The organism is Corynebacterium sp. (assembly GCF_030826625.1).
Taxonomy (GTDB): Bacteria; Actinomycetota; Actinomycetes; order Mycobacteriales; family Mycobacteriaceae; genus Corynebacterium.
Window position 1 is genome coordinate 1 of record NZ_JAPJNQ010000006.1, and the last position, 22,809, is coordinate 22,809.

At 55.8% G+C, this 22,809-nt stretch carries 21 protein-coding genes and 1 tRNA gene; 10 read left to right on the forward strand and 12 right to left on the reverse strand.

Annotated features, from left to right (window positions below; all coding sequences use genetic code 11):
* On the reverse strand, positions 1-1,584 hold a 1,584-nt coding region (locus tag RCH87_RS01575), incomplete at its 3' end, for a DNA repair helicase XPB (RefSeq protein ID WP_306514999.1).
* 76 nt (positions 1,585-1,660) lie between these two features.
* Positions 1,661-4,204: a helicase-associated domain-containing protein gene (locus tag RCH87_RS01580; protein ID WP_306515000.1), complete on the reverse strand. Its 2,544-nt coding sequence runs from the start codon at positions 4,202-4,204 to the stop codon at positions 1,661-1,663.
* 80 nt (positions 4,205-4,284) lie between these two features.
* On the opposite strand from RCH87_RS01580, the gene RCH87_RS01585 reads away from it, so the two are divergent.
* Positions 4,285-4,467 carry a hypothetical protein gene (locus tag RCH87_RS01585; protein WP_018121166.1) on the forward strand — a complete coding sequence of 61 codons (183 nt, stop codon included), beginning with the start codon at positions 4,285-4,287 and terminating at the stop codon, positions 4,465-4,467.
* 227 nt (positions 4,468-4,694) lie between these two features.
* Here RCH87_RS01585 and RCH87_RS01590 read toward each other — a convergent pair whose 3' ends face one another.
* Entirely contained in the window at positions 4,695-5,369 is a 675-nt protein-coding gene (locus RCH87_RS01590; RefSeq protein WP_306515001.1) for a transglycosylase family protein, read from the reverse strand.
* Between the two features lie 590 nt (positions 5,370-5,959).
* Between RCH87_RS01590 and RCH87_RS01595 the strand changes: the two genes are divergently transcribed.
* A complete protein-coding gene (locus RCH87_RS01595; RefSeq protein ID WP_306515002.1) occupies positions 5,960-6,343 on the forward strand; it encodes a cold-shock protein in 384 nt (127 codons plus the stop codon).
* A gap of 50 nt (positions 6,344-6,393) precedes the next feature.
* Here the strand turns inward: RCH87_RS01595 and RCH87_RS01600 are convergent, their stop codons facing one another.
* Together RCH87_RS01600 and RCH87_RS01605 are read right to left on the reverse strand one after the other, a co-directional pair.
* Complete coding sequence (locus RCH87_RS01600) at positions 6,394-6,903, reverse strand: DUF2771 domain-containing protein (protein ID WP_306515003.1); 510 nt, start codon at positions 6,901-6,903, stop codon at positions 6,394-6,396.
* Positions 6,904-6,956: 53 nt separating this feature from the next.
* Positions 6,957-7,787, reverse strand: a complete 831-nt coding sequence (locus RCH87_RS01605) for a glutaminyl-peptide cyclotransferase (RefSeq protein WP_306515004.1) — start codon at positions 7,785-7,787, stop codon at positions 6,957-6,959.
* Between the two features lie 115 nt (positions 7,788-7,902).
* On the opposite strand from RCH87_RS01605, the gene RCH87_RS01610 reads away from it, so the two are divergent.
* Together RCH87_RS01610 and RCH87_RS01615 are read left to right on the forward strand one after the other, a co-directional pair.
* The gene (locus RCH87_RS01610) at positions 7,903-9,408 is read left to right on the forward strand and encodes an NCS2 family permease (RefSeq protein WP_306515005.1); all 1,506 of its coding nucleotides are present in this window, start codon (positions 7,903-7,905) and stop codon (positions 9,406-9,408) included.
* Between the two features lie 16 nt (positions 9,409-9,424).
* Positions 9,425-10,366, forward strand: a complete 942-nt coding sequence (locus RCH87_RS01615) for an RNA methyltransferase (protein WP_306515006.1) — start codon at positions 9,425-9,427, stop codon at positions 10,364-10,366.
* 3 nt (positions 10,367-10,369) lie between these two features.
* Here RCH87_RS01615 and RCH87_RS01620 read toward each other — a convergent pair whose 3' ends face one another.
* Genes RCH87_RS01620 through serC form a run of 3 tightly spaced genes read right to left on the reverse strand, consistent with a single transcriptional unit; the run spans position 10,370 to position 13,883 of the window.
* The gene (locus RCH87_RS01620; RefSeq protein ID WP_306515007.1) at positions 10,370-11,332 is read right to left on the reverse strand and encodes a hypothetical protein; all 963 of its coding nucleotides are present in this window, start codon (positions 11,330-11,332) and stop codon (positions 10,370-10,372) included.
* 46 nt (positions 11,333-11,378) lie between these two features.
* Positions 11,379-12,713, reverse strand: coding sequence for a septation protein SepH (gene sepH / locus RCH87_RS01625; protein ID WP_306515008.1), 1,335 nt, complete (start codon positions 12,711-12,713; stop codon positions 11,379-11,381).
* Positions 12,714-12,749: 36 nt separating this feature from the next.
* Positions 12,750-13,883, reverse strand: coding sequence for a phosphoserine transaminase (serC, locus tag RCH87_RS01630; RefSeq protein ID WP_306515009.1), 1,134 nt, complete (start codon positions 13,881-13,883; stop codon positions 12,750-12,752).
* A gap of 373 nt (positions 13,884-14,256) precedes the next feature.
* On the opposite strand from serC, the gene RCH87_RS01635 reads away from it, so the two are divergent.
* The 6 genes from RCH87_RS01635 to RCH87_RS01660 all read left to right on the forward strand — a co-directional run bounded on the left by RCH87_RS01635 (position 14,257) and on the right by RCH87_RS01660 (position 20,473).
* Positions 14,257-15,552 carry a citrate synthase gene (locus tag RCH87_RS01635; RefSeq protein ID WP_306515010.1) on the forward strand — a complete coding sequence of 432 codons (1,296 nt, stop codon included), beginning with the start codon at positions 14,257-14,259 and terminating at the stop codon, positions 15,550-15,552.
* Positions 15,553-15,754: 202 nt separating this feature from the next.
* On the forward strand, positions 15,755-16,123 hold the full coding sequence (locus tag RCH87_RS01640; protein ID WP_306515011.1) for an FKBP-type peptidyl-prolyl cis-trans isomerase: 369 nt from the start codon (positions 15,755-15,757) through the stop codon (positions 16,121-16,123).
* A gap of 100 nt (positions 16,124-16,223) precedes the next feature.
* Positions 16,224-17,075, forward strand: coding sequence for an aldo/keto reductase (locus RCH87_RS01645; protein WP_306515012.1), 852 nt, complete (start codon positions 16,224-16,226; stop codon positions 17,073-17,075).
* Positions 17,076-17,337: 262 nt separating this feature from the next.
* Positions 17,338-17,679: a DUF485 domain-containing protein gene (locus RCH87_RS01650; protein ID WP_306515013.1), complete on the forward strand. Its 342-nt coding sequence runs from the start codon at positions 17,338-17,340 to the stop codon at positions 17,677-17,679.
* A gap of 3 nt (positions 17,680-17,682) precedes the next feature.
* The gene (locus RCH87_RS01655) at positions 17,683-19,371 is read left to right on the forward strand and encodes a cation acetate symporter (RefSeq protein ID WP_306515014.1); all 1,689 of its coding nucleotides are present in this window, start codon (positions 17,683-17,685) and stop codon (positions 19,369-19,371) included.
* Positions 19,372-19,534: 163 nt separating this feature from the next.
* On the forward strand, positions 19,535-20,473 hold the full coding sequence (locus tag RCH87_RS01660) for a hypothetical protein (RefSeq protein ID WP_306515042.1): 939 nt from the start codon (positions 19,535-19,537) through the stop codon (positions 20,471-20,473).
* 74 nt (positions 20,474-20,547) lie between these two features.
* Here the strand turns inward: RCH87_RS01660 and RCH87_RS01665 are convergent, their stop codons facing one another.
* From RCH87_RS01665 to RCH87_RS01680, 4 genes are all read right to left on the reverse strand, one after another.
* A complete protein-coding gene (locus RCH87_RS01665; protein ID WP_306515015.1) occupies positions 20,548-21,552 on the reverse strand; it encodes a DUF1906 domain-containing protein in 1,005 nt (334 codons plus the stop codon).
* Between the two features lie 194 nt (positions 21,553-21,746).
* Positions 21,747-21,819 (reverse strand) — tRNA-Arg (locus tag RCH87_RS01670).
* Positions 21,820-21,978: 159 nt separating this feature from the next.
* Positions 21,979-22,266 carry a glutaredoxin domain-containing protein gene (locus RCH87_RS01675; protein WP_306515016.1) on the reverse strand — a complete coding sequence of 96 codons (288 nt, stop codon included), beginning with the start codon at positions 22,264-22,266 and terminating at the stop codon, positions 21,979-21,981.
* Positions 22,267-22,806 carry a dihydrofolate reductase gene (locus RCH87_RS01680; protein ID WP_306515017.1) on the reverse strand — a complete coding sequence of 180 codons (540 nt, stop codon included), beginning with the start codon at positions 22,804-22,806 and terminating at the stop codon, positions 22,267-22,269.
* Between the last annotated feature and the right edge of the window lie 3 nt (positions 22,807-22,809).

The window sequence follows — 22,809 nt, forward strand, 5'->3', positions numbered from 1 at the left end:
GTGTAATGCAAAAGTCGCGTCTACCGTATCGCGGGTGACAATGGTGTAAAAGTAGGCGATTTCACCGGTGGATTTCGGGCGCAACAAACGCCCTAAACGCTGTGCTTCTTCTTGTCGTGAGCCGAAGGTACCCGAGAGCTGCACCACCACTGCGGTGTCTGGCAGGTCGATGGAGAAATTCGCGACCTTAGAGACGACTAACGTGGTGATTTCACCAGCCCGGAACTGAGCGAACAAACGCTCGCGTTTGGCTGCAGAGGTCCGCCCATCAATCACCGGGGCACCTATTCGGTTCGCTAGCGTTTTTAATTGGTCCAGGTATGCACCAATGAGCAGTGTTTGCTTACCAGAATGTTTGTCCAAAATCTTGTCGACGACGGAATACTTCACCGACGAACACGCGGCCAAACGATAACGATCTTTTGCCGCTGCGGTAGCGTATTCCATCTTCTCGGCTGCTGGCATGTCCGCACGCACCTCGATGCACTCGGCAGTGGCGATAAAGCCTTGTGCTTCCAGCTCTTTCCAGGGCGCGTCGTAGCGCTTCGGGCCGATGAGCGAAAACACATCGCCTTCGCGCCCATCTTCGCGGATCAGCGTTGCGGTGAGCCCAAGACGTCGCCGGGATTGCAGATCCGCCGCCATGCGAAACACGGGTGCGGGCAGTAGATGAACCTCGTCGTAAATGATTAGCCCCCAATCACGGGAATCAAACAACTCGAGTGCCCGATACTCACCTTGCGTTTTGCGTGTGATGACTTGGTAGGTGGCGATCGTGACTGGCTTGATTTCCTTTTTCTCTCCGGAATATTCGCCAATCTCGTGTGCTTCGAGGCTGGTGCGACGGATCAGCTCATCGCGCCACTGTCGGCCAGCAATCGTGCTGGTCACAAGGATCAACGTGGTCGCTTGTGCTTTCGCCATCGTCGCAGCACCGACCATCGTTTTACCTGCGCCACAGGGCAGGACGACGACACCAGAACCGCCCTGCCAGAACGATTCCGTGGCATAACGTTGGTAATCGCGCAGTTGCCAGTCGACGTCTTTCGTCGATAAAGAAATTGGGTGTGCTTCGCCGTCGACGTAGCCTGCTCGATCCTCGACAGGCCAACCGATCTTGAGTAGCTCTTGCTTGAGCCGGCCACGCTCGGAAGGTGGCACCGAAAAGGTGGATTCGTCGATGCGGCTTCCAAGCATGCTTGCGATTGTGCGGTGGCGCGCCACCTCTTCGAGGACCGGTAGCTCCGTGCTCTCCAAGATCAGCCCTTGAGTGGGATGGTTGTGTAGTTTCAGCCGCCCGTAACGCGACATAGTTTCGGCGGTATCGACCAACAACGCCTGGGGTACCGGAAACTTGGAATAGGTTTCGAGTACATCGACGACCTGCTCGGCATCGAAACCTGCAGCCCGGGCATTCCACAACGCCAATGGCGTGATGCGGTAGGTGTGTACGTGCTCGGGAGCTTTTTCGAGTTCCGCGAATGGTGACAGCGCAACGCGGGCCGCATCTGCTTGCGGGTGGGCGATTTCAAGCAAACAAGTCTTATCTGATTGCACGATTAATGGGCCATCGCCTAAGGGCACAGGATTGTTCCTTTCTCACACAGACAGTCTGTCCCATGGTACTCGCTTAATTCTGCTAAACGCCGTGCTTTCTCGCTTAATCGGTGTGGTTGATATCGATGATTCGATGGAGAGGGATGCGTCGAATGCTCTCGGAACGTGTGGGGCTCGTTGTGGGGTTCGCCGCCGCACTCGAGTCTGCAGCCCCGGCCTGGCTTAAACGAATATCTACGTTGCCTCCAAAAATCGATAAAATTGTGGCACGCACTTCTTTACGCTGACCATTCTTGGTCGCATAGCCAAGCACCACGGTGCGCCCGCTACGCTGGGCAAGTTCGATTACATTGCTGATCTCTGCTGCGCTGGTGCCAGTGTTTGCAGGCTGTGTGCCAATAGTGAGCTTGTCGACGATGCTTGTCACCCTCTCGGCATCTAAGCGAGGGCTAGATGCTGGCCTGTTACGCGGTGCAGGCACCCGTGCCGGGGATTGCCGAATATCGATGCCGTGCCCGTGACTGTCCTCAGCAACTGCATAGAAACCGTATTGCGCGAGCTTTTGCACCACGAATGCCAAAGGGCGCTGTGAGATCACAACAGTGGGGGCAACCCGGTGTATCGCGATCTCTGCCGCCGCTGCCGAATGCTCCAGGACGTCGAGCGTGGCTGGGTCTTCGCAGCGCACATATGATACCGCTGGGCCGCCGCGTAAACCGCCGTGGTGGCGGGCGAGGTCTCGGATTATTGATAGCATCGCATCGGGGACTGGGGTGAGACTGTGCTCGCGTAAAAACTCTATGATTTGCGCACCTGAGCGACCTGCGTCCAAGCTGCGGCGTAGTGAGGATTCATCAACCCGGTATAGACTCGCCAAGCCGGATGATTCCACATCGGCGAGAAGCTCCAATTCAGTGCGTACCACGGGTTCCAAAGGCCCGGGGCACATTATGGTGAGATCAGCTTGCACGATAAATTCGCTCACTGGCTCTGGACATAGTGCGCGCGTGGCGGCTATGACAGGATCAGCAGCATCGTGAAAAGTAGCGCCGGCATTGTTCGAGTCGGGTTCAGTAGACGCTGTGCTACTGCCCACTGATCGTGTTGTGTGCTCGGTTCGTGGGCTGGCCTCGTCGACAAGCAAAGCCACGGCAGGACTGCTGAGAACTCCATTGTTGATCGCACCAAGCCATTCAGCCTCACGTACCAGAGGAGCAAACAGCGATTGGGTTGAAGCAGTCACCAGCTTTGGATGCAAAAACAGCAAATCTTGCCAAAATTCCGCATCAGTGATTGCAGCCTGCGCACTGCTACGGGCGTAAGCGTGCAATGCTAGACGACGGTAGGCGGCTAGGCGATGATGACTAAACTCTGCATGCAACAGGCGTTGGTGTGGCTCAGTAGCATCGTCGATCTGCCACCACGGCCATGGAGAGTCGATCAAGCCCCGTAATAGCATGGACCAGCGGGTGGATAAATCTGCTTCCTGCCAATCATCGGCGCGCCGGGTCGGTGCGAGGTAGTTGCCTTCACCTTCGGCAGGCAGCGGTTTCGGTTCCCCGGTGCCGATGAGCCCGGCGGCCGCAGCAATGGCGACTGTGCGGGCAATATCGCGGACTGACAGTCCTAAGCGTTGTGCGATTGTCTTGGTGCTGCGTTGTCCTAGCCCGCCATTTTTTAGCATCGGTGCTGGCCGTTCGCCGAGATAGTCGAGTAGGTTGGAAACCTCTCGGCAAGCTTCGAGCCCCGCTGCGGTTGCAGCTTGCTCTGCAGCTGTCGACGACGATGATGTGGCCGCTGTGTAACGGGCATCGGGTTGATATCGGCCGAGCACTTCGTCGTTGTTGTGCCATAGCAGCCCCGCGATACGTGCAGAAGGCAGTAAGTGCACATCGGTGGAGGGTAAATCGCTGAGTATGCGGGCAACGGATACCGGCAACGCGACTGTCGAATCCGCCACGTGATATAACACTCCGGCAGAAATCATCTGCGTAATGGGGTGGTCTGGGTCGGTGCTATCCGCGTACTTGGTGGTGCCGAGTCCACCGCCAGCGTGAATCCGTCGCAGAATTTCATGGTGCTGATCGGGGAGGTGGGCGATGGTCTCCGCGCTGACGGATTGTTGCTGCAAAAGTCGGTCGCGGTGGGAAAGTAAATTTTGGATTCGTGCTGGGAGCCAATACTGCGCAGCCTGAGTCGACTTTGCAGCAGGTGTTTTTTCTGGCGGATAGTTCAGCACGATGGCGTGGGCCTGTAACTGCTGAAGTGCTTGTGCGAGTGCAGAGGCATTCCGGTCGTCGCCAGTGTCGCCAGCGTCGTCAAAGATGTCGGAGGTATGATGCGCATTTTCTAGTTGGCTTCCGGCCAGGGCAGCTAGGAGTTGATCCTGGCTTACTGGTCGGGTGTGCGCACCGGCGGTGAGCAAGGCTTCCACGACAGCGAGTTCGAGTGCATTACGCTGTTCCAAGGCGCGGGCGAGTGAAGCCGGCAGCAGTAGCCGGTGCGCTAGAGTCTGCAGATCGCGCGGTTCGGGGATCGCGGTATCGGCACGGGCCTGCACAATGACCTTAAGTTGCTGGTTTGTGCGGGTCTCTAGCCATTCGGCGAGGTGGTGTGCAGGCGATTGCGTAATTGGATGATCGGCCATAGTACTGCCAGATTTTACGCTGCTGAATTTTGTGGTGGTTCCGCTTACTTTTTAGAAAAATTTTTGGCAGAATGAGGTTTATGGCAAACGTAGAAAAATTCAACCCCGCATGGCCGACTCACCTGGAAGACGGTGATCACCCGGTTACTGAGCTGCATTCGAAACTGACTGGAGCTTCGAGCCCATTCGGTGATGATTTGGTGCTGCCAATTCCTGCCGAGAAGCTGAACTACGTGCACCCTTATACGCGGATCAATAAATAGCGTATACCGCGCGCTAAGCGTTTAGAGCTGACAACCTCCAGCCCCTAGTCGATGGCAAAACCAGACCATGGGGCTGGAGGTTTTTGTGCTGCAAGCAATCACTGGCTGTCATTGAGTTGCCGGTTGCTGTTGCCAAAGAAAAAGCTGCAGTCAGTGTTGACTGCAGCTTGCGCACACTATGAGATGCGCTCAAAACAACTAGCTCAGAATAACTACCCCAGAAAAATCTAGCGCAGGTTCAAGATTGCGTCGATAGCGCCGGCGTTAGCACGGTAGAATTCATCGACGCTTGGGATTCCAGCGACGGCACCCTTGGCCTGGGCCAAAGCGTGTTGGTAAGCCTGTGTGATCGGTGCAGGCACGGCCAAACCGTACTGTGCCAGAGTAGATTCGATGCGCTGGTAGAGATCTTCTACCGCCTGGAATGGATTGTTCGCGGCAGGAGCAGCGGCTTGCTCACGCTGGCCAGCGTACTGAGCTGGTGCAGGCGCTGGTGCTGGAGCCGGGGCGGCAGCACCGTTTGCTGAACGATCCAGGTTAGGTGCCGAGTTCAGCCCCAGCTTCGCGGAGCAGGCAGGCCATGCGCCCCAGCCCTGTCCAGCCAAGGTGCGTTCTGCAACCCAGATCTGCTGGGATTTGGTTGCCTGGTGGGCGTTGGGAGCAAACTGTCCGCCACCGAACGCGTGCCAGGTGGAGTTCGTGAATTGCAGGCCACCGTGGAAGCCGTTGCCGGTGTTGATGGACCAGTTTCCGTTGGATTCACATTGCGCCAAGCGCTCCCAGTCGGAGACTGGGGCAGCGTCAGCAGCTGGACTGAACAGCGCAGCGGATGCGCCAACGGCGGCGGTGGCTGCTGCAAGTTTGGTGATGCGCTTGCTCTTCACGTTGCTGTGGCGTCCCATTGGATTTCTCCTTGTGCCGCATACAGAACCCGCGTGTGATGATTGCTGCACAGATCGTGATGGTCGAATTCGCGCCCTGCTCGGGTTCGTCGTGCGGACTTGTTTGTAGCAGGTGTGCGAAAGTGACCGTGTGCCTGATTAGAAACACTAGCGATTTATAACGAATGTGTCACGCTTTGGCGCAAAATTGGCTACAAATTCGTGAATAATGTGGTGATTGTTAATGTGATCGCAGTAAAGATGCAGCACAGCAACGTTTATGAAGTAAATCACAAACCATTGGCGGGGGCTAAGCTGTCGGAAGTTTTTACGCTAAATCTCTACCGCTGGCTGTGATTTATCGGTGCGCGAAAGATCACGTCACGCTGGGGTTGTTGGGGTAATTAGAGCCTAGATATAATGGAGCCTTTACGCGTTGACTGCTGGTATCGACGACTAGATATCGTCTGCTGCATCACAGTGCAGGATGATGTTGCGTTGCCTGGCAATACCACGACAATAAGATCGAAAACGGCAAGCGTTCATAACAGCGAGCAACAGCGAAAAATAAACGATAATGACGAGTTAGAACAACGAAGGTGGTGACGATCGTGCCGGTTGGAAAAGTGAAGTGGTACGACGCAAATAAAGGATTCGGTTTTGCCTCCAACCCAGGAGATGCTGATGTCTTCGTCGGTAAGAACGTGTTACCCAAAGGCGTCGACGAACTGCTCCCAGGCCAGCGCATCGAGTTTGATTTCGCTGCTGGCCGTCGGGGGCCGCAGGCGCTGCGTGTGAAAGTTCTCGATAACCCGCGTCGGAAGGCAGGGATAGCTCGCAAGCCGGAAGAGCTGCACTCTCTGGTCTCGGACGTTATGACGGTTCTGGAAAACCAGGTGCAGCCGGCCTTGGAAAACGGCCGCTACCCGGACCGGAAAACTGGCCGTCAGGTCTCGGAAATTTTGCGTGCAATTGCCAAAGACCTAGATGCTTAAGTAAAAATTCTCGGGGCTCGAGCAAAACCAACTGCTCGAGCCTCGAACTATCACTGCTCTTGCGTGGCAATCGACCACACAACCGAATACGGAGATTCCTCACCTTGGTCATCAGTACCGATGAGCACAGTGGAAATCTCCACGACGAGCAAACGAGCATCGCCGGCGGAGCCCGCAATTTCTACGGAATCAGTGTCGTAGGCGCCGTGTAATACCTCGTCGTTGGCCGCCGGATCGTCATAAATTCGTAGCACTCGCCACGGGACCTTGTGCACCGCTTCGGGGACATCAATGTGCAAGGTTTCGTCAGCATCGACCAGCAACTCCGCGACCTCAGTTTCCGGGCATTCCGCCCCCAGTTCGCACACCAAGTAAGGGCTGATTTCTTCCTCCCGGTCACCGACGCGGGCCTGCAAAGTGATACTTCCCGGTTCCGGGCCGGGACGGTTGGTCCACCAGTTTTGGAATACCAAAGCAGCGACTGCAACCACCACGACGGCGACGATGAGCACCAAAATCTGAATCAGCGATTTCCGCTTCGCTTCTTTACGGGTAGCCATGGCCTTAAGCTTACTTTTCGGCGCAGCTGCTGCCGAACCCGGTTATCCCGTCACTAATGGTGGGCTGGGTCGGCCACGAATTCAACTTCGTACAAATCCGGCCAACGTTTGCCCGTGAGAAAGAAATGCCCACTGCGCTGATCGAAAGCGATTCCGTTGAGCACGTGGTTCGGATCGGCAACGGCATTGTTCTTCAGGCTCGAAGCGTCGATGATTGCATCTACCTCGCCGGTGATAGCAGAAAAACGAATGATCTCATCAGTTAAAAAGCGGTTGGCATAGACAGAGTCTCCGACACATTCCAACTCGTTAATCTTGTCGACGGCGGCACCCTTGGCTGTTACCTGCAATTCCGCACCGTCGAGCAGCTCGAAAGTATCCGGGTCACGCTTGACGACGGTAGCTGAGCCGTCCGAAACCAATAATTCGCCGTCGCGAGCGCAAATGCCCCAGCCCTCGCCGTCGTAATGTGCTCGCCCGATTTCTTCCAGGCTCTGTGGGTCTCGTTCAATCGCTTCGCCGGCTTGCCAGGTCAGCTGCCAAATCTTCTCGCCAGTATGGGTGATGCCTTCACCGAAAAATTCGTCGGCAAGCTCGTGATGTTCAGCGATTTCGTGGGTGGTGAGCTCTGCCCGGTAAATGCGGGATTCACCCCACTGGCCGGTACCAACTAAGAGGGACCCATCCGCAGCGAATTCCAGGCCTTGGGTAAAAGATTCGGCAGAAAACGGGTGAGTGGCAATCACTCGTGGCACTAGCCGTTCTATGGAATTGTCGTCTCCCACATCTGCGGTACCTGTTGCCGTGGCGTCGCTGGTTGTGCGGGGAGCGTTGGCAGTACTGCTATCGGCATGATCAGCACTACTGCAGGAAGTTGCCAGCAAGAGTGCGGCTAATCCTAGCCCGAGGGCGCTGCTGCGGGGACGGTGGAGGGTAGCTGTGAATATACCTAGGGGACCCATGTCTTTAATTGTGCCGTATGTGGTTCATAATGGGTGCATGACAAGACCGTCTTCACAGCCAGCAGAGTCAACTGGCGACATCAATACAGCAAATTCACAGTCTGAACGTGGCTTTTTAGACCGCTATTTCCACATCAGCGAACGCGGTTCCACGATTCCATCGGAAATTCGCGCCGGCGTCGTGACCTTCTTTGCGATGGCCTACATCATCATCCTCAACCCACTGATTTTGGGTACCACCGAGGATGTAGAAGGCACCGTGCTGGGAATCCCTCAGGTTGCAGCCGTGACCGCCCTCGCGGCAGGCATCATGACCATTCTGTTCGGCGTCATCGCGAAATATCCCTTCGGTTTCGCTGCTGGATTAGGCATTAATACTCTCGTCGCCGTCACCTTGGTGCTGGGCGAGGGGCTGACCTGGGCGCAAGCGATGGGGTTGGTCGTCATCGACGGCATTATCATCGTCATCTTGGCGGTGACCGGTTTCCGTGAGGCAGTTTTCCATGCCATCCCAGCGGCGATGAAATCCGCGATCGGCGTCGGCATCGGCTTGTTCATCACCATGATCGGCATGGTGGACGCGGGCTTCGTGCGTCGCATCCCAGACGCTGCCGGCACCACCGTCCCGGTGCAATTGGGCATCGATGGTTCGATTGCTAGCTGGCCGACCTTGGTCTTCATTATTGGTTTACTCATCTGCGGTTTCATGATGGTTCGCGGAATTCGCGGTGGCCTGTTCATCGGCATCGTTGTCACCACCGTTATTGCCGTCATCGTGGAAGCGATCGCGGGGGTTGGGCCGTCTGTTGATGCTGATGGTGAGGCTCACCCGACTGGTTGGAATCTGGCAGTACCTGCGGTACCGGATTCTTTGGGCGGGATGCCGGATCTGTCTTTGGTAGGAGCTATCGACCTGGTTGGCGCTTTCACCGAGGTTGGGGCACTAGCGGCAACGCTCTTGGTTTTTGCACTGGTGCTGGCGAACTTCTTCGATGCGATGGGTACGATGACCGCCTTGGGCAAGCAGGGCAAGCTGGTCGACGACAATGGCAACTTGCCCAACCTGAAAAAGGCACTGGTTGTCGAAGGCTTCGGTGCCGTGCTTGGTGGTGCAACCTCCTCGTCCTCGAACACGGTTTATGCTGACTCCGCTGCAGGTGTTGCTGACGGTGCCCGCACCGGCCTAGCAAATGTTGTCACAGGCTTGCTGTTTTTGGCCGCGATGTTTTTGACGCCTCTGTATGAGATCGTTCCGATGGAAGCTGCAGCGCCAGTTCTCGTCGTCGTCGGCGTGCTGATGATGGGCCAGGTGAAAGACATTGAATGGGACAAGTTCCATATTGCGCTACCGTCGTTTTTGACCATTCTGGTGATGCCATTTACCTATTCCATCGTCAACGGTATTGGCGTGGGCGTGATTGCTTTCACCGCGCTGAGCTTGTTCGCGGGCAAAGCGAACAAGGTGCACTGGATCATGTGGCTGCTTTCGGCACTGTTCGTAATCTTCTTTGCCATCGAACCGCTGCGTGCAGTACTCGGATAGTTACGCGACTGTACCTATGATCTCTTCCTCTGCTGATTCTGCCGTGCACAGCCCGCAGGTGATCGAGGTGCGTAAGGCTGACGTGGATGACGAGCGATTCGCGGATATTCGCTTGCTCAACCACCCGCGTCTGCGCCCGGACCGGAACCCGCGGTTGCAAAACAACGAGGCCGGCGATTATATTCCGGCGCGGCGTGAGCCGGTGGTGCTTGCCGACGGCGCGCTGCCGGTGTCGCGCATGTGCGCGGGAGATTCCCTGGTGCGCCCGACTGCAGTATTCGGGCTGAAAGAAAAACTGCGGCAGTTTGGTGCGCAATATCCTGAACAGTGGTCATACATCGCGCGACTCGGGATACCGGTCTACCAACTTTCGGCCCAGTTGCTGCGTGCGGTTGTCGGCTTCGAACTACATCGTGGATTGCTCGCCGTGGCTCCGCGCCCGGAGCCGGTAGCTCTCGAGCGCCTTAGGGACGCGCGTACCGTGGTGGTCTTAGAGGGCGTGGGCGATCCGGATAATATCGGCGCAATTTTTCGCTCTGCGGCATCCTTGGGCGCGGAAGCAATCGTTTTCGGAGCCGGCTGCGGTGACCAGTGGGATCGTCGAGTCATCCGAGTGTCGATGGGGCAGGGGTTGCGACTTCCGAGCGTGCACATTCCCGGAGGCCCGAATGATTGGCACCATGGCTTGCAAGATCTGCGCGACCAAGGTTTTCATGTGGCAGCGCTGAGCCCAGGGGCAGGAGCTGTGGAGCTTCGAGATGCGCTTGTTGATGCCTCGCAGCAGCCCCGCGAGAAGGTTGCGCTGTTACTTGGTGCGGAAGGCCCAGGGCTTAGTCAGCACGCGATGAAAGCCGCCGATAGCTTGGTGGTTATCCCGATGGCAGAAGGCGCAGATTCGCTTAACGTCGCCACGACGGCGGCTTGTTGCCTATACGAGCGTTGGCGCAGCCTGCACTGAGTGCTAGCCACGGTCAAGATGGCGTAATTGCTCACGGAGTTTGCCCCATCCTGTGCGCGTTTTACGAGCGGCAGTTTTTCCTAGCTTGCCGACGACGCGCGCGGTGGTGGTAGCGCCATTCATAAACGTTTCGGTGATCGAAGACTGTTCTGCTTGTGCTGCGTGATTCTCGTAGTCGTCGTAGTTCTCGGTGAGCGCTGCGGAGCTATTGGAGCCGGTGGCCGTAGAGGGCCGCGCAGCCGAATTCTTGCGTACGAGCGCGTGCGAGCCGCCGTTGCGGCCGCGGGCGAATTTTGGTTCAGGGCGCCCATCCAGCGCGAAGCCTACTACGTCGATATCGGGGCCGTCGGCAGAAAAGTCAATCCCCAGCCAGGCTTTGTGGGCGTCGGCAAGCAAATCTGCCGGGGCGAAGGGCAGCGCGATCCCGCCGAGCTGTGGGCTGCGTTCACCCGCCCACAGTGGTGCTTCAAAACCGTCGGGCAGGCCCTCGTTCTCGAATGTTGCATAGCGCGTCGCAGTCAGACTGCGATACAGCTCGCCATTGTGCCAATGTGCGATGCCACCGAAGCCAGTGTCGTCGTTGAAGGCAAAAGCATAGACGTCTGTGGCGGGGAGGGAATCACGCAGCTGTGGCGAAAGCTCAGACAACGTCAACGCATCATCAATAACGGTTTGTAGCACCGTGATGCCAGGGTAGGCGCCTATATAAAATTCGTCGGCTGATGCTTGGGCAGAACGGTTCAGTGGGAATTGCCCCAGCAAGGTGATCGGCGCTGAAGGATACATCTGTGCCAAATATTTCCGCCCGAACCCGCGGTCAGCGACCGGGTTGTTCTCTAATACTTCCGCAGGATTATCCGCAGAATCAAGAAACCACAAGGTAAGCACCGCTGAGCGGTCCTCTGGTTGGGAACCGTCGGATAGCGGGTCCGGCGTACCCGGTTGGTGAGACTCAAACTGCGTCATGGGAAACCTTCGGTGCGATTAGTGTGGTTGCGACACAGCCCGTGTGTTAACGGCGCGGTCGCTTGGTGTTGGCGCGTACGCCAAGCAAAACATCTTCCCAATGTGGGGTCGTTGCTTTGCGACGGCGCTTTTTCGGCGCTTCTGATTCTGGGTGTTGCAGGAATTCGTCGTCGTCGCTGTCTGCGCCTCGTGCTGAATCTTGTGCAGGTCGCTCATCGGAGTCTTTGACCACAGGGATGTCATCGCGGGTGTCTTCGTCATCGTCAGCCGGGCCGGAGTTGTCGACTGCATTCTGTGAAGTATCAGCAGTCTGTAACGGGTGCGAAGCACCGCGTTTGCGTTTTTTGTGCGCGGCGAGTTCGTCTTCTGCGAGAGGATCACCGGAGATGATGCCATCGAAGCCGGCGTTAAATGCATCCTGTGCGTCGTCATCAACGCGTTGTGAGCGGGTCAGGGAAGTTACCGAGCGCACTGGTTGGATGAAGTCAGGATCCACCAAATCAGCTGCAACAGAGTTACGTGGCTCGACCGTATCTGCCGACGTCGGATGCCGATGGAACAGCCATTGTGCGGAGTTTTGTGACAGGCCGGCGGTCCAGGAAACTTCGATGGTCCAGGGCTCTCCGGTAACGCTGCGGTGGGCATCCCAGTGTGAATCAGCAAGAGAATGCCCGCGGGCGGCAAAAGCCGTAGCCAGGACCTCCCAGAGCGTGAGACGATCAGGGCCACCATCGCGTACTGGGTGGGCTTGCTTCGCTAATTCCGCGATGCGTTCGCGCTCCAGAACCACGGGATGTGCGAATGGTTCCACGCGGGAAACCTCCACTCCCATCTCGTCGGCAAGCTCTTGCGCGCTCGCGCCCGCACGGATGCGCTGCTGAATTTGGTTCGGGCGCATCGACATTGGTCGGTTTCGTGGGCGTTCGCGATCCGGCACGCCGCTCGCCTTGGTGGGAACCATATGCGGAACTTCCGGCACTGCGCTTAATCCAGGACGCTCGGAGCTTGGCTGTGATTGCTCGGAGCCAGCAGCTTGGTTGGGTTGGCTGACGCTGCCCTCGGCATTGGTGCGGGCGTCTGTATTTGTACTCGTGGCTGCGTCTGTGCCTGCATCGTCTGTGCCTGCATCGCCATGGGCATTGCTGGCTGTGCCTGTGTTGGAGTCGTCACCAGCGGCGGTCGGCTCAGACTCGTCGATGATCGTCACAGCAGAATCAGGGGCACCGGATGCAGTCTTAGCTGCGTTAGTCGCATTATGGTGAGTGCCCAAAATGCGCAACAGCTCTTCGCTGACGGGCAGCTCAAAACTTTGGCCAGTCTCGTCGCGGAAGTACAAGACCGACGCCTCTAAGTTGTGGCCTTCGAATGCTAACTGGTGCATACCTGACTCCTTAGTGTGCAGTAGCTGCAGAAAATACTACCGTTTCTCGCTACCGTTATCGAGAATATAATCGATAGCTTTGGTGAGTATTGAGATATCACCAGGCTCGATAGCAGGGAACATGCCAATACGCAGCTGGTTACGCCCTAATTTACGGTAAGGTTCGACATCCAAAATGCCATTGGCGCGCAGTGTTTTTGCTAGCTCTGCTGCATCAATCGAATCATCGAAATCAATTGTGCCGACCACCAACGAACGGGCATCTTCGTTGCTGATGAACGGAGTGGTTTCTGCCCGCTCGGTAGCCCACTCGTAGAGGATTGCCGATGATTCGCGAGTGCGCTGCACCATGCCTGCTAACCCGCCATTGTCGTTCATCCATTTGATTTGAGCATCGAGCATCAGCAGCGTGGCGACGGCTGGGGTGTTGTAGGTCTGGTTTTTCCGGGAATTTTCTACGGCTGTCTGTAGATCTAAGAAGGCAGGGATGAATCGTCCGGAATCTTTAATCTCCTTGATGCGTGCGATCGCCGCCGGCGACACGATAGCGCACCAGAGCCCACCGTCGGAGGCGAAACACTTCTGTGGTGAGAAATAATAAACATCGGTTTCTGCAATATCAACCTCAAGGCCACCGGCGCCCGATGTGGCATCAACCACAACCAACGCGGCGCTGCCTTCTGGGCGGGTCACCGGCACCATGGCGCCTGTGGAGGTTTCGTTGTGTGCCCAAGCGATGACATCGCAACCTTCCATGGCCTGGGGCTTTGGTGCGTTGCCTGGTTCTTCTTTGATGACAGTCGGTTCGTCTAGCCAGGGCGCCTGCTGTGAAGCCTTCGCGAATTTGGCGGAGAATTCACCAAAACTCAAGTGCCCGGATTTCTTCTTGATCAGCCCATAGGTCGCGGCATCCCAGAATGCAGTGGCGCCACCGAGGGACATAATGACCTCGTAGCCTTCGGGAATATCGAAAAGCTTGGCTAGGCCATCGCGGATGTCCCCGACAACGTTTTTGACTGCCGGTTGGCGGTGGGAGGTGCCGATGATACTGCTGGCGCCGTCAACGACGGCCTGGATCTGGGCAGGCTGGACCTTTGAAGGGCCGCAACCGAAGCGGCCATCCGAAGGGCGCAAGTGTTCAGGCAACGTTAAAGGATTTGCAGAATCCATTTTCAAGAAAGGCCTTCCTGGTTTCGACGGTAGGGCACTGCTCGTGCAGATTCTGTAGAACCACTTCTGTATGGCCACCATTGTGGAACCAAAAATCTGCGGAAATATCTAACTTAGATCTAACTGTAATTAGCTGCATAGAGCGTGCTCTTCTTACTATAGGCATTGAGCGGTGATGGGGTGGGGAAGGGCTAGAGTTTTGGGCCACTAAGTGGTGGATAATGTTGATAGCATCACATAGTTTGCTACTATGATTAGCACCAGGATGCGGCTGAAATTGGCCGGATCCGCCGTAGGTGAGTCGTTTTCCGTACTATCGAATTGTACGAATTGTATCGAACTTGCGATTCAACCAATTAGCGAAAGGTTCATTGTGGCTTCTGACAATAATGACAAGGCTGTACTTCACTACCCTGGTGGTGAATACGAACTGCCAATCGTTAAAGCAACCGAAGGAAACTCGGGTCTTGCACTGGGCAAGATGCTCGGCGAAACCGGCTACGTTACGTACGACCCGGGCTATGTCTCCACTGGCTCAACCGAATCCAAGATCACCTTCATTGATGGTGATGAAGGTATTCTGCGTCACCGCGGATACGATATCGCGGACTTGGCCAACAACTGCAGCTTCAACGAAGTTGCCTACCTGTTGATTAAAGGCGAGCTGCCAAACGAAGAGCAGTTGGATGCCTGGAACAACGATATTCTGCGCCACACTTTGTTGGACGAGGATTTTAAGGCACAGTTCAACATCTTCCCACGTGATGCACACCCAATGGCTGTGCTCGCGTCGTCGGTTAACATTCTGTCGACCTATTACCAAAATGAACTGAACCCACTCGATGAGAAGCAGCTGGATAAGGCAACCATCCGCCTGCTGGCTAAGGTGCCGATGCTGGCCGCTTACGCTTACCGCGCTTCTCAGGGTAAGCCGTACATGTACCCAGATAACTCTCTGGATCCAGCATCGAACTTCTTGCGCATGATGTTCGGTTACCCGACCGAGAAGTACGAAGTTGATCCAGTCCTGGCCAAGGCTTTGGATAAGCTCTTGATCCTGCACGCGGACCACGAGCAGAACTGTTCAACCTCGACTGTGCGCATGGTTGGTTCCGCGCAGGCCAACATGTTCGTGTCCATCGCGGGCGGTATCAATGCACTGTCCGGTCCTCTGCACGGTGGTGCAAACCAGGCCGTTCTGGAGATGTTGGATGATATCCAGAACAACCACGATGGTGACGCCACCGACTTCATGAACCGCGTGAAGAACAAGGAAAAGGGCGTTCGCCTGATGGGCTTCGGCCACCGTGTGTACAAGAACTACGACCCACGCGCTGCCATCGTCAAGGATTCCGCACACGAGATCCTCGAGCACCTCGGTGGTGATCCGATGCTGGATCTGGCGATGAAGCTCGAAGAAATTGCTCTGAACGACGATTACTTCGTAGAGCGCAAGCTGTACCCGAACGTAGACTTCTACACTGGTCTGATTTACCGTGCGATGGGCTTCCCTACGGACTTCTTCACCGTTTTGTTCGCCATGGGACGCTTGCCGGGTTGGATCGCGCAGTACCGCGAACAGCTCACCGAGCAAACCAAGATCAACCGTCCACGCCAGATTTACGTTGGCGAAGGCCGTCGCGACGTACCTTCGTTGGACCAGCGCTAAGCGATATTTGCGTCGGTTGCAGTCTCGCCTTGGTTGGCGAGGCGGTGGCTTATAGCTAGGCTGGATCTAGTTTGGCTAGGTCCAGCCTTTTTGGCTGTCACATTTGATCGCTGACGGATTGTGGCAGAATGCGCCGAGAAAATCGGACACGTCCTCATCTCAGCGAGAAGATATTTCCCAGTTCACAAGGAGAATTATGGCAATGGAAAAACCCGAGATCGAAGAATTTTCGGGCCCAGCACCGACGGAGCTTGCATCCGAAGACATCGTGATTGGTGACGGCGCCGAAGCCGAAGCTGGCTGCTTCGTTGAGGTGCACTATGTCGGAGTTGATTACGAAACTGGCCAGGAATTCGACTCGTCCTGGGACCGCGGTCAGTCCATTGAATTCCCATTGCAAGGCCTTATTGCAGGCTGGCAAGAAGGCATTCCTGGGATGAAAGTTGGTGGGCGCCGTCAGCTGATTATCCCGCCTGATAAAGCATATGGCCCTGCAGGCGGTGGGCACCCGCTGTCCGGCCGCACGCTTGTCTTCATGATTGACTTATTGTCGGTCGGTGAGGGCAACTAAACTGCGCATTCGCAGAATGAATCAACACTAATCAGACAGGCGCCGTGATCAAAAAGTCGATCACGGCGCCTGTGCCATGTCTAGTGGCATCATGGAAGTTATGACTATTTCGAATTTTGCCCTCAACGACGGCACCGTCATGCCACAGCTCGGTCTTGGTACATACAAAATTGCGCCAGACAAAGTTGAATCAATCGTGCGTACCGCGATCGAACTGGGCTATCGCCATTTCGATACCGCACGCCTGTATGACAATGAAGAAGCAGTGGGCCGCGCGCTGAACAACGCGTTCAAAGCAGGCGATGTTGTGCGGGAAGACGTTTATGTCGTCAGCAAACTCTGGCACGACCAGCACGGCACTGACGAAGCAAAGCAAGGTTTTGCACAGTCACTGCGCAAACTGGATGTGGGGTATCTTGATAATTTCTTGATTCACTGGCCTTATCCACAGGGCGGCCGTTTCGTGGAAACCTGGGAAACTTTGCTGGAGTTGCGGGAAACCGAAGAATTAGTTTCTGCCGGGGTGGCGAACTTCAATGCAGAACACCTTGAGAAACTCGTTGAGGCCACAGGGGTTGCTCCGAGCTTGAATCAAATTGAATTGCACCCTGGATTCCACCAGCCAGAGCAGCTCGAGGCCAACGAAAAGCATGGCACGCGAGTGGAAGCATGGTCGCCTCTGGCGCGCGGGATTGTTCTGAATAATCCACGATTAGGTGAGATCGCGGAAACCACTGGGGCTACAGTGGCGCAGGTAGTGCTGCGCTACCTCTTGGACAAAGGGGTGTCTGTGGTTCCTAAGGCATCCTCGCGGGAGCGCCTGCAAGAAAACCTCGGTGCGCTCGGTGTTGAATTATCGCAAGCGGATACTAGCGATATCGATGCGTTAGCTGAGTTGCCAGGGTTCGGTCGTATTTTCGGGGATCCGGAAATCTTCCCACACGAAAAGTAGCCATAGCTGGGTGAGTGGGGGATGGGGGAGGATCTGATTGTTGCAGGTAATCGGGTCAATCGGGGGTGATTACTTTTAGGAAACTTTCCTGTGATGGGGGTTAAGTTATTCCTGAGACTGTTAGCAAGGTAACATGTGATGTGCAGCAAATTGCCCGTCTCCGCACAGATGTGTGGAGACAGCTTCATTACGGAGTGAATCCATAGTGAAGCGAATAGGAATCTGACGCATAAGCGTCGCCCCAGAAGTAATAGGAGAGATAATGGCAGGAGCTCCTTCCAACGCACCTCGGCGTAAAGCTACGTCTGAGGAATTTATTGAGATGAGTAAATCGGAAGAATTTGCTGAACTCAAAAGCCGCTTCCGCGGGTTTACGTTCCCAGCGATCATCATCGCGCTGTTGTGGTTTTTCGCTTATCTCGTTGTGGCAACTTTCTTCCCGGACTTCATGGCTGTCAAAATCGGTGGCGGATTCAACATCGGCCTGGTTTTGGGGATTGCCCAGTTCGTTACAACGTTCTTGATCACCTGGTTGTACGTGAAATTCGCCAATAAAAACCTGGAGCCGCGCCAGGCGGCCATCCGTGAGAAAATGGAGGGCTAAGCAATGTCTATCGCTTCGCTTGCTCAGACAAGCACAAACGTCTCCACTGTGGCCCAGGCGGCAGCGGAAGAAGGCCTCGATGCTGGTAACCCGTTGATCAATATTGGGGTGTTCGCGGCCTTCATCGTCGTCACCATGACGATCGTGACCAGGGCGGGTAAAACTACCTCAGAGGCATCTGATTTCTATACCGGTGGTGGACAGTTCTCGGGGCGTCAGAACGGTCTAGCGATTTCGGGTGACTACCTATCGGCCGCGTCCTTCCTTGGTATCGTCGGCGCGATTGCCCTATACGGCTACGATGGATTCCTTTATTCCATTGGCTTCTTCGTTGCGTGGCTGTTCGCTTTGCTCTTGGTCGCGGAACCGATGCGTAACGTCGGACGCTTCACCATGGCGGACGTGCTTTCGTTCCGCCTGCGGCAAAAGCCGGTGCGCCTGGCAGCCGCAATTGCCACCATCTTCGTGTCCTTGTTCTACCTCGTTGCACAGATGGCTGGTGCAGGTTCGCTGGTCTCGGTCTTGCTTGGTCTGGATCAAAAGATTTGGCAGTACGTCACCGTCGGCATCGTCGGTGCGGTCATGACCGCCTACGTTTTGATCGGTGGAATGAAAGGCACCACCTACGTGCAGATGATCAAGGCCGTCCTCCTGGTGACAGCCGTCGTCGTCATGATCATCTTGACCTTCATTGTTGCCGGTGGTGGCTTTACTACGCTGTTTGATCAAGCAATTGAGACCCACCGCAACTCCGCATACCTGGCAGAGCGCGCGTATGAAGCTGAAGACATCATGCAACCAGGCCTGAAATACGGCAAAGACATCTGGACGCAGCTGGACTTCATCTCTTTGGGTATGTCTCTGATTTTCGGTGTTGGTGGTCTGCCACACGTTCTTATGCGCTTCTACACGGTTCCTACCGCGGTTGAAGCTCGTCGTTCGGTGACCTGGGCAATCGTTATCATCGGTTCGTTCTATCTGATGACCCTGGTTCTCGGCTACGGTGCAGCTGCACTGGTGGGTCCAGACATCATTGTCGACGCACCAGGTGGTGCCAACGCCGCAGCGCCACTGCTCGCGCTCGAATTGCTCGGACCAATCTTTATGGCCGTGGTTGCCGCGGTTGCCTTCGCTACGGTGTTGGCGGTGGTCGCTGGCTTGACCATCACTGCGTCGGCTTCGGTGGCACACGATATTTACGACGCCGTGCTGCGCGACGGTGAAGCATCCGAAGAATCACAGGTGCGTGTTTCCCGCATCACCGTTATCGTCTTGGGCGTTGCCTCGGTTATCTTGGGAATCTTGGCGATGGAGCAGAACGTGGCCTTCTTGGTCTCCCTGGCCTTCGCGATCGCTGCCTCAGCAAACTTGCCGACGATTCTGTACTCGCTGTACTGGCGCAAGTTCAACACCACCGGTGCAGTTGCCTCCATGTACACCGGTCTGATCGGATCGCTGTTGCTGATTTTCCTCTCGCCATCCGTATCGGGTAGCGAAACCTCGATGATTCCTGGCGCCGATTGGGCGATCTTCCCGCTGACCTCTCCAGGCCTGGTCTCTATTCCGTTGGCTTTCCTGGCTGGTTACCTGGGAACCGTATTGTCCAAGCCGGACAAGTTGGATCACCTGGCAGCAGAAATGGAAGTTCGTTCTATGACTGGTGTGGGTGTCGAGGCTCCGGTGGATCACTAATCCCACAACTCGCAGGATGATGGTGGTGTAATATCGCATCATCCCATGACTCACACTGAAATCCCTGAGCGTAGTTTTACGCTCAGGGATTTTGCTATTGTGGTGCATCCTGTGTGGTATCGGCGCGGTGCGTTGTGGCGGTTTTGTAGAATGCCAAGTTGTGATGCATTCAAAATTTTCCGGACTGAAAGCTTTGAGCTGGTTCGGCCTGATCTTCGCTGTGATTGCCATGGTTATTGCTGTGTATCTCGGTGGCCATCATGGCTCCAGTGCTTCGCATTTGCCGGGCAGCGCTAATGGGCAACTTTCAGAAGCTCACGGTGATGGCGCTACTGCTAGCGATGACGATTTGGCGGCTGACGATAGTGCCAACGACGCGGATGCAGCAAGCGACGATGTATCAGCCACCAAGGCTTCAGCAACATCGGTGGCGAAGATTAAATCGCGAGCGGGCACCCAGCTGACCCCGGACAGTAACATTTTGCGGCCACGGAAAGTTGAGTTCGTCGAAAATCAGCAGGGAAGCCAATTTACGCTTTACCGGTTTTCGGATAACTCTAAATTGGGCAGCACTAGTGATCGGATGGCGCGACCAGCATTGTCACTGGCAAAGCTGTTCATCGCTGAATATGTTTTGAACAATGGCACGGATGCCGATATCGAGCTGGTCGAGTCTATGATCACGCAATCAAGCGACAGTGCTGCGGATCAATTGTGGGCACGGTACCCTGAATCGATCGATGAGGTGGCTGAGGAATACCGCTTGTTTTCAACTCGGGGTGGGCAACGTTGGGGTTTGTCCGTGACTTCGACCTATGACGTCGTTAGTTTTATCGCCCAGTTGAAAGACGAAAATCCAAAGCATCAGCTGCTGGAAATGATGAAACACACCGAGCCTATCGCTGCTGATGGTTATGAGCAGAATTTCGGCACTGCGCAATTGCCGGGTGTGCAGGGGACGAAATGGGGTTGGTCTGATGACCGAAGCCTGCATTCGTCAGTTTCTTTTGGCAAAGACTTTGTCGCGGCTGCGGCAATCACAGGCACCGCAGCGGAACTGTCTGCCGTCGTAAAAGAACAGTTTTCTGACTTTGTGAAGTAGTGTGCGAAGTCTCGTTGTGACTTGTCACGCGACACGCTTGTGATGGCACGGATCACCGGTGGAAATCTAGGCTTTTAGAGCCCGAATTGCTTTGCGAGGTGCGGGTTATCCTGGGCGAGTTTGATTAACTCTTGCAGGGTACGCGCACCTTGTTGTACTGCAGGATCAGAGCTGAGCCGCTGCAGGTCGGCGACGTTTGGTGGCGTCGTGCTGCCTGGAATAGCCGGGAATTGGCCTTGCGGCTGCGGTTGGCCTTGTGGACGCGGCTGGTTATTCTGCTGGTTGGTGTTTGGGGGAGTGCCGCCAGCTCCTGACGCGACGCCTGGCTTCCACTGGCCCCAATCCCGGGCGTAAACATTGTTGATATCGCAGACCACACCGCCGATGGTCTGTTGCTTGTTCTGTGGCAGCTGATGGATTGTGGTACGCGGGTGGATCTTTCCGCCGGAACCCCAGTCATGCATCCAGAAATACGAACCGATGCCGTCTTTGATTGCCCAGTCGATGACGTTGTAATTTCCATAGATGCCGGCGGAATACCCAGACGTTTTCAGGACAGCTTCAAAAGCGCGCAAATATGGCGCTATCAAGGTGTCGTATTCGTGACGCGAAGGGTTGTCGTCGATTGCGATGTAGATCGGACGGCCGGTTGGCCCACCGGCGCTGACGTGCAACGCGATTGCCTTTGGTGCGTGCGTAGCTGCGCCTAATGCACCTTGTTTCCAGTCCGCGGTTTCCGCGCGCCCGAACTGGTAGACAGATGCGGTCTCTAGCCCAAGTGCTGCCAGGTTGTTGGTTTCGGTGGCACTGACGGGCTTGCCCAGCATCCATGCTGCACCTGGGCGTCGTTCGGAAACGTAGCGTACAGCACCGAGAAAACCGCCGTCTTTGATGGAGCGTGCCGACGGCACACCGGCGGCATAGTCCAGCACTTGACCGAGCACAGGGCCCGGACCCGGTGCAGCCGCAGCGAGCGGAGCAGTGAGTGCCGAGTTGGAGCTGATGAAAGCGCCAGCGAGGGCGAGGGCACCGGTGGTGCGCAGCAGCGTTCGACGACTGACATTGCGGGAAGCATTCATTGAGATTTCTCCAATCAGGAATGAATAATCTTCACAACAATAACACCAGTAACATTTGTTTCAGGTGTGCAACGCGTGTGATCGTGGGCTCTTTTGGGAAGGGGGTCCTAAATCATTGATGCGCGATGGCAGCTCTCAGCAAAAAAGTCTTGAGACATCGCCAACACAACGGACGAAGTCTCAAGACAAAAGTGTGCCCCAGAGTGGATTCGAACCACCGACACCGGCTTTAGGAGAGCCGTGCTCTATCCCCTGAGCTACTGGGGCCAAACGCTGACCAGAAGAGATTCTGAACAGCCAGTCCAGCCAATAGCTTAGCGCACACCGCCCTCGGTCGGGCAACGTGGCCGTCGGGGCGCCTAGCTAGCGCAGTCAAGCAATTGGCTGTGGCCAGCACCGAAAAACGTCGGCATGGCCTCGGGAAGATTAGCTTTGCAGTTCTTCCAGCTTCTTTGCCACCTCAGCGGCAGGTGGGTTGGTCATCGAAGTGCCATCGGAAAACAACACGGTAGGGATGATGCGGTTACCGTCGTTCACGGATTCGATCCAAGGGTTAGCGTTTTTGGCTTGTCCCTGCTCGGAGTCTGGGTCGATGAGCTCAAATGGGGTGCCGTTGGCTTCCAAGTCGCCGATCAGTTTGCGGCAAAACGGGCACCAGGTGGCACCGAATACAGTGATGTGCTGGGAAGTTTCTGGGGTTTGTACGTCAGACATTTAAGCTGCAGCCTTTCGTTCGTAGGTTAAAAAGCGATATTTCAGCGGTAAATCACTCGGCTCATGTCCCGGAATCTGCAGATGGCCATTGGCAGAGACTTGCCAGTCACTATCTGCGATCAGCCCGAAATCATCCGGGATTTCCGGGGCATAAACCGCCCTTTGCCCGTAAATACTACCAATATTCGCCCCCATCAGAGTGATCTCTAGCCGGTCCACATCTCCGAGCGTGGCCGCATAAACCTTGCCACCACCCAGGATCCAGGCTGTAGACAACGTGGTGACGTCGTCAAGCGAGTTCACGACATCCGCACCAGCCGACCACGGACCAGGAGCCGCCGACGACAGCACGTAATTATCCCGCCCCGGCAGCGGACGGAAACGCTCGGGGAGCGATTGCCAGGTCTTGCGCCCCATGATCACTGGCGCACCGGTGGTGATTTCTTTGAAATGCGCGAGATCTTCCGGCACATGCCACGGCATGGACACACCATCACCAATGATGCCGTCCAGCGATTGCGCCCAAATTGCACCCAACATGGC

Coding starts and splice junctions, on each gene's coding strand:
- RCH87_RS01640 (WP_306515011.1), top strand. CDS start 15,755: ATGGAAAAACCCGAGATCGAAGAATTTTCGGGCCCAGCACCGACGGAG.
- RCH87_RS01650 (WP_306515013.1), top strand. CDS start 17,338: ATGGCAGGAGCTCCTTCCAACGCACCTCGGCGTAAAGCTACGTCTGAG.
- RCH87_RS01655 (WP_306515014.1), top strand. CDS start 17,683: ATGTCTATCGCTTCGCTTGCTCAGACAAGCACAAACGTCTCCACTGTG.
- RCH87_RS01660 (WP_306515042.1), top strand. CDS start 19,535: ATGCATTCAAAATTTTCCGGACTGAAAGCTTTGAGCTGGTTCGGCCTG.
- RCH87_RS01675 (WP_306515016.1), bottom strand. CDS start 22,266: ATGTCTGACGTACAAACCCCAGAAACTTCCCAGCACATCACTGTATTC.
- RCH87_RS01585 (WP_018121166.1), top strand. CDS start 4,285: ATGGCAAACGTAGAAAAATTCAACCCCGCATGGCCGACTCACCTGGAA.
- RCH87_RS01620 (WP_306515007.1), bottom strand. CDS start 11,332: ATGACGCAGTTTGAGTCTCACCAACCGGGTACGCCGGACCCGCTATCC.
- sepH (WP_306515008.1), bottom strand. CDS start 12,713: ATGCACCAGTTAGCATTCGAAGGCCACAACTTAGAGGCGTCGGTCTTG.
- serC (WP_306515009.1), bottom strand. CDS start 13,883: ATGGATTCTGCAAATCCTTTAACGTTGCCTGAACACTTGCGCCCTTCG.
- RCH87_RS01665 (WP_306515015.1), bottom strand. CDS start 21,552: ATGAATGCTTCCCGCAATGTCAGTCGTCGAACGCTGCTGCGCACCACC.
- RCH87_RS01645 (WP_306515012.1), top strand. CDS start 16,224: ATGACTATTTCGAATTTTGCCCTCAACGACGGCACCGTCATGCCACAG.
- RCH87_RS01615 (WP_306515006.1), top strand. CDS start 9,425: ATGATCTCTTCCTCTGCTGATTCTGCCGTGCACAGCCCGCAGGTGATC.
- RCH87_RS01680 (WP_306515017.1), bottom strand. CDS start 22,806: ATGTTGGGTGCAATTTGGGCGCAATCGCTGGACGGCATCATTGGTGAT.
- RCH87_RS01610 (WP_306515005.1), top strand. CDS start 7,903: ATGACAAGACCGTCTTCACAGCCAGCAGAGTCAACTGGCGACATCAAT.
- RCH87_RS01600 (WP_306515003.1), bottom strand. CDS start 6,903: ATGGCTACCCGTAAAGAAGCGAAGCGGAAATCGCTGATTCAGATTTTG.
- RCH87_RS01590 (WP_306515001.1), bottom strand. CDS start 5,369: ATGGGACGCCACAGCAACGTGAAGAGCAAGCGCATCACCAAACTTGCA.
- RCH87_RS01580 (WP_306515000.1), bottom strand. CDS start 4,204: ATGGCCGATCATCCAATTACGCAATCGCCTGCACACCACCTCGCCGAA.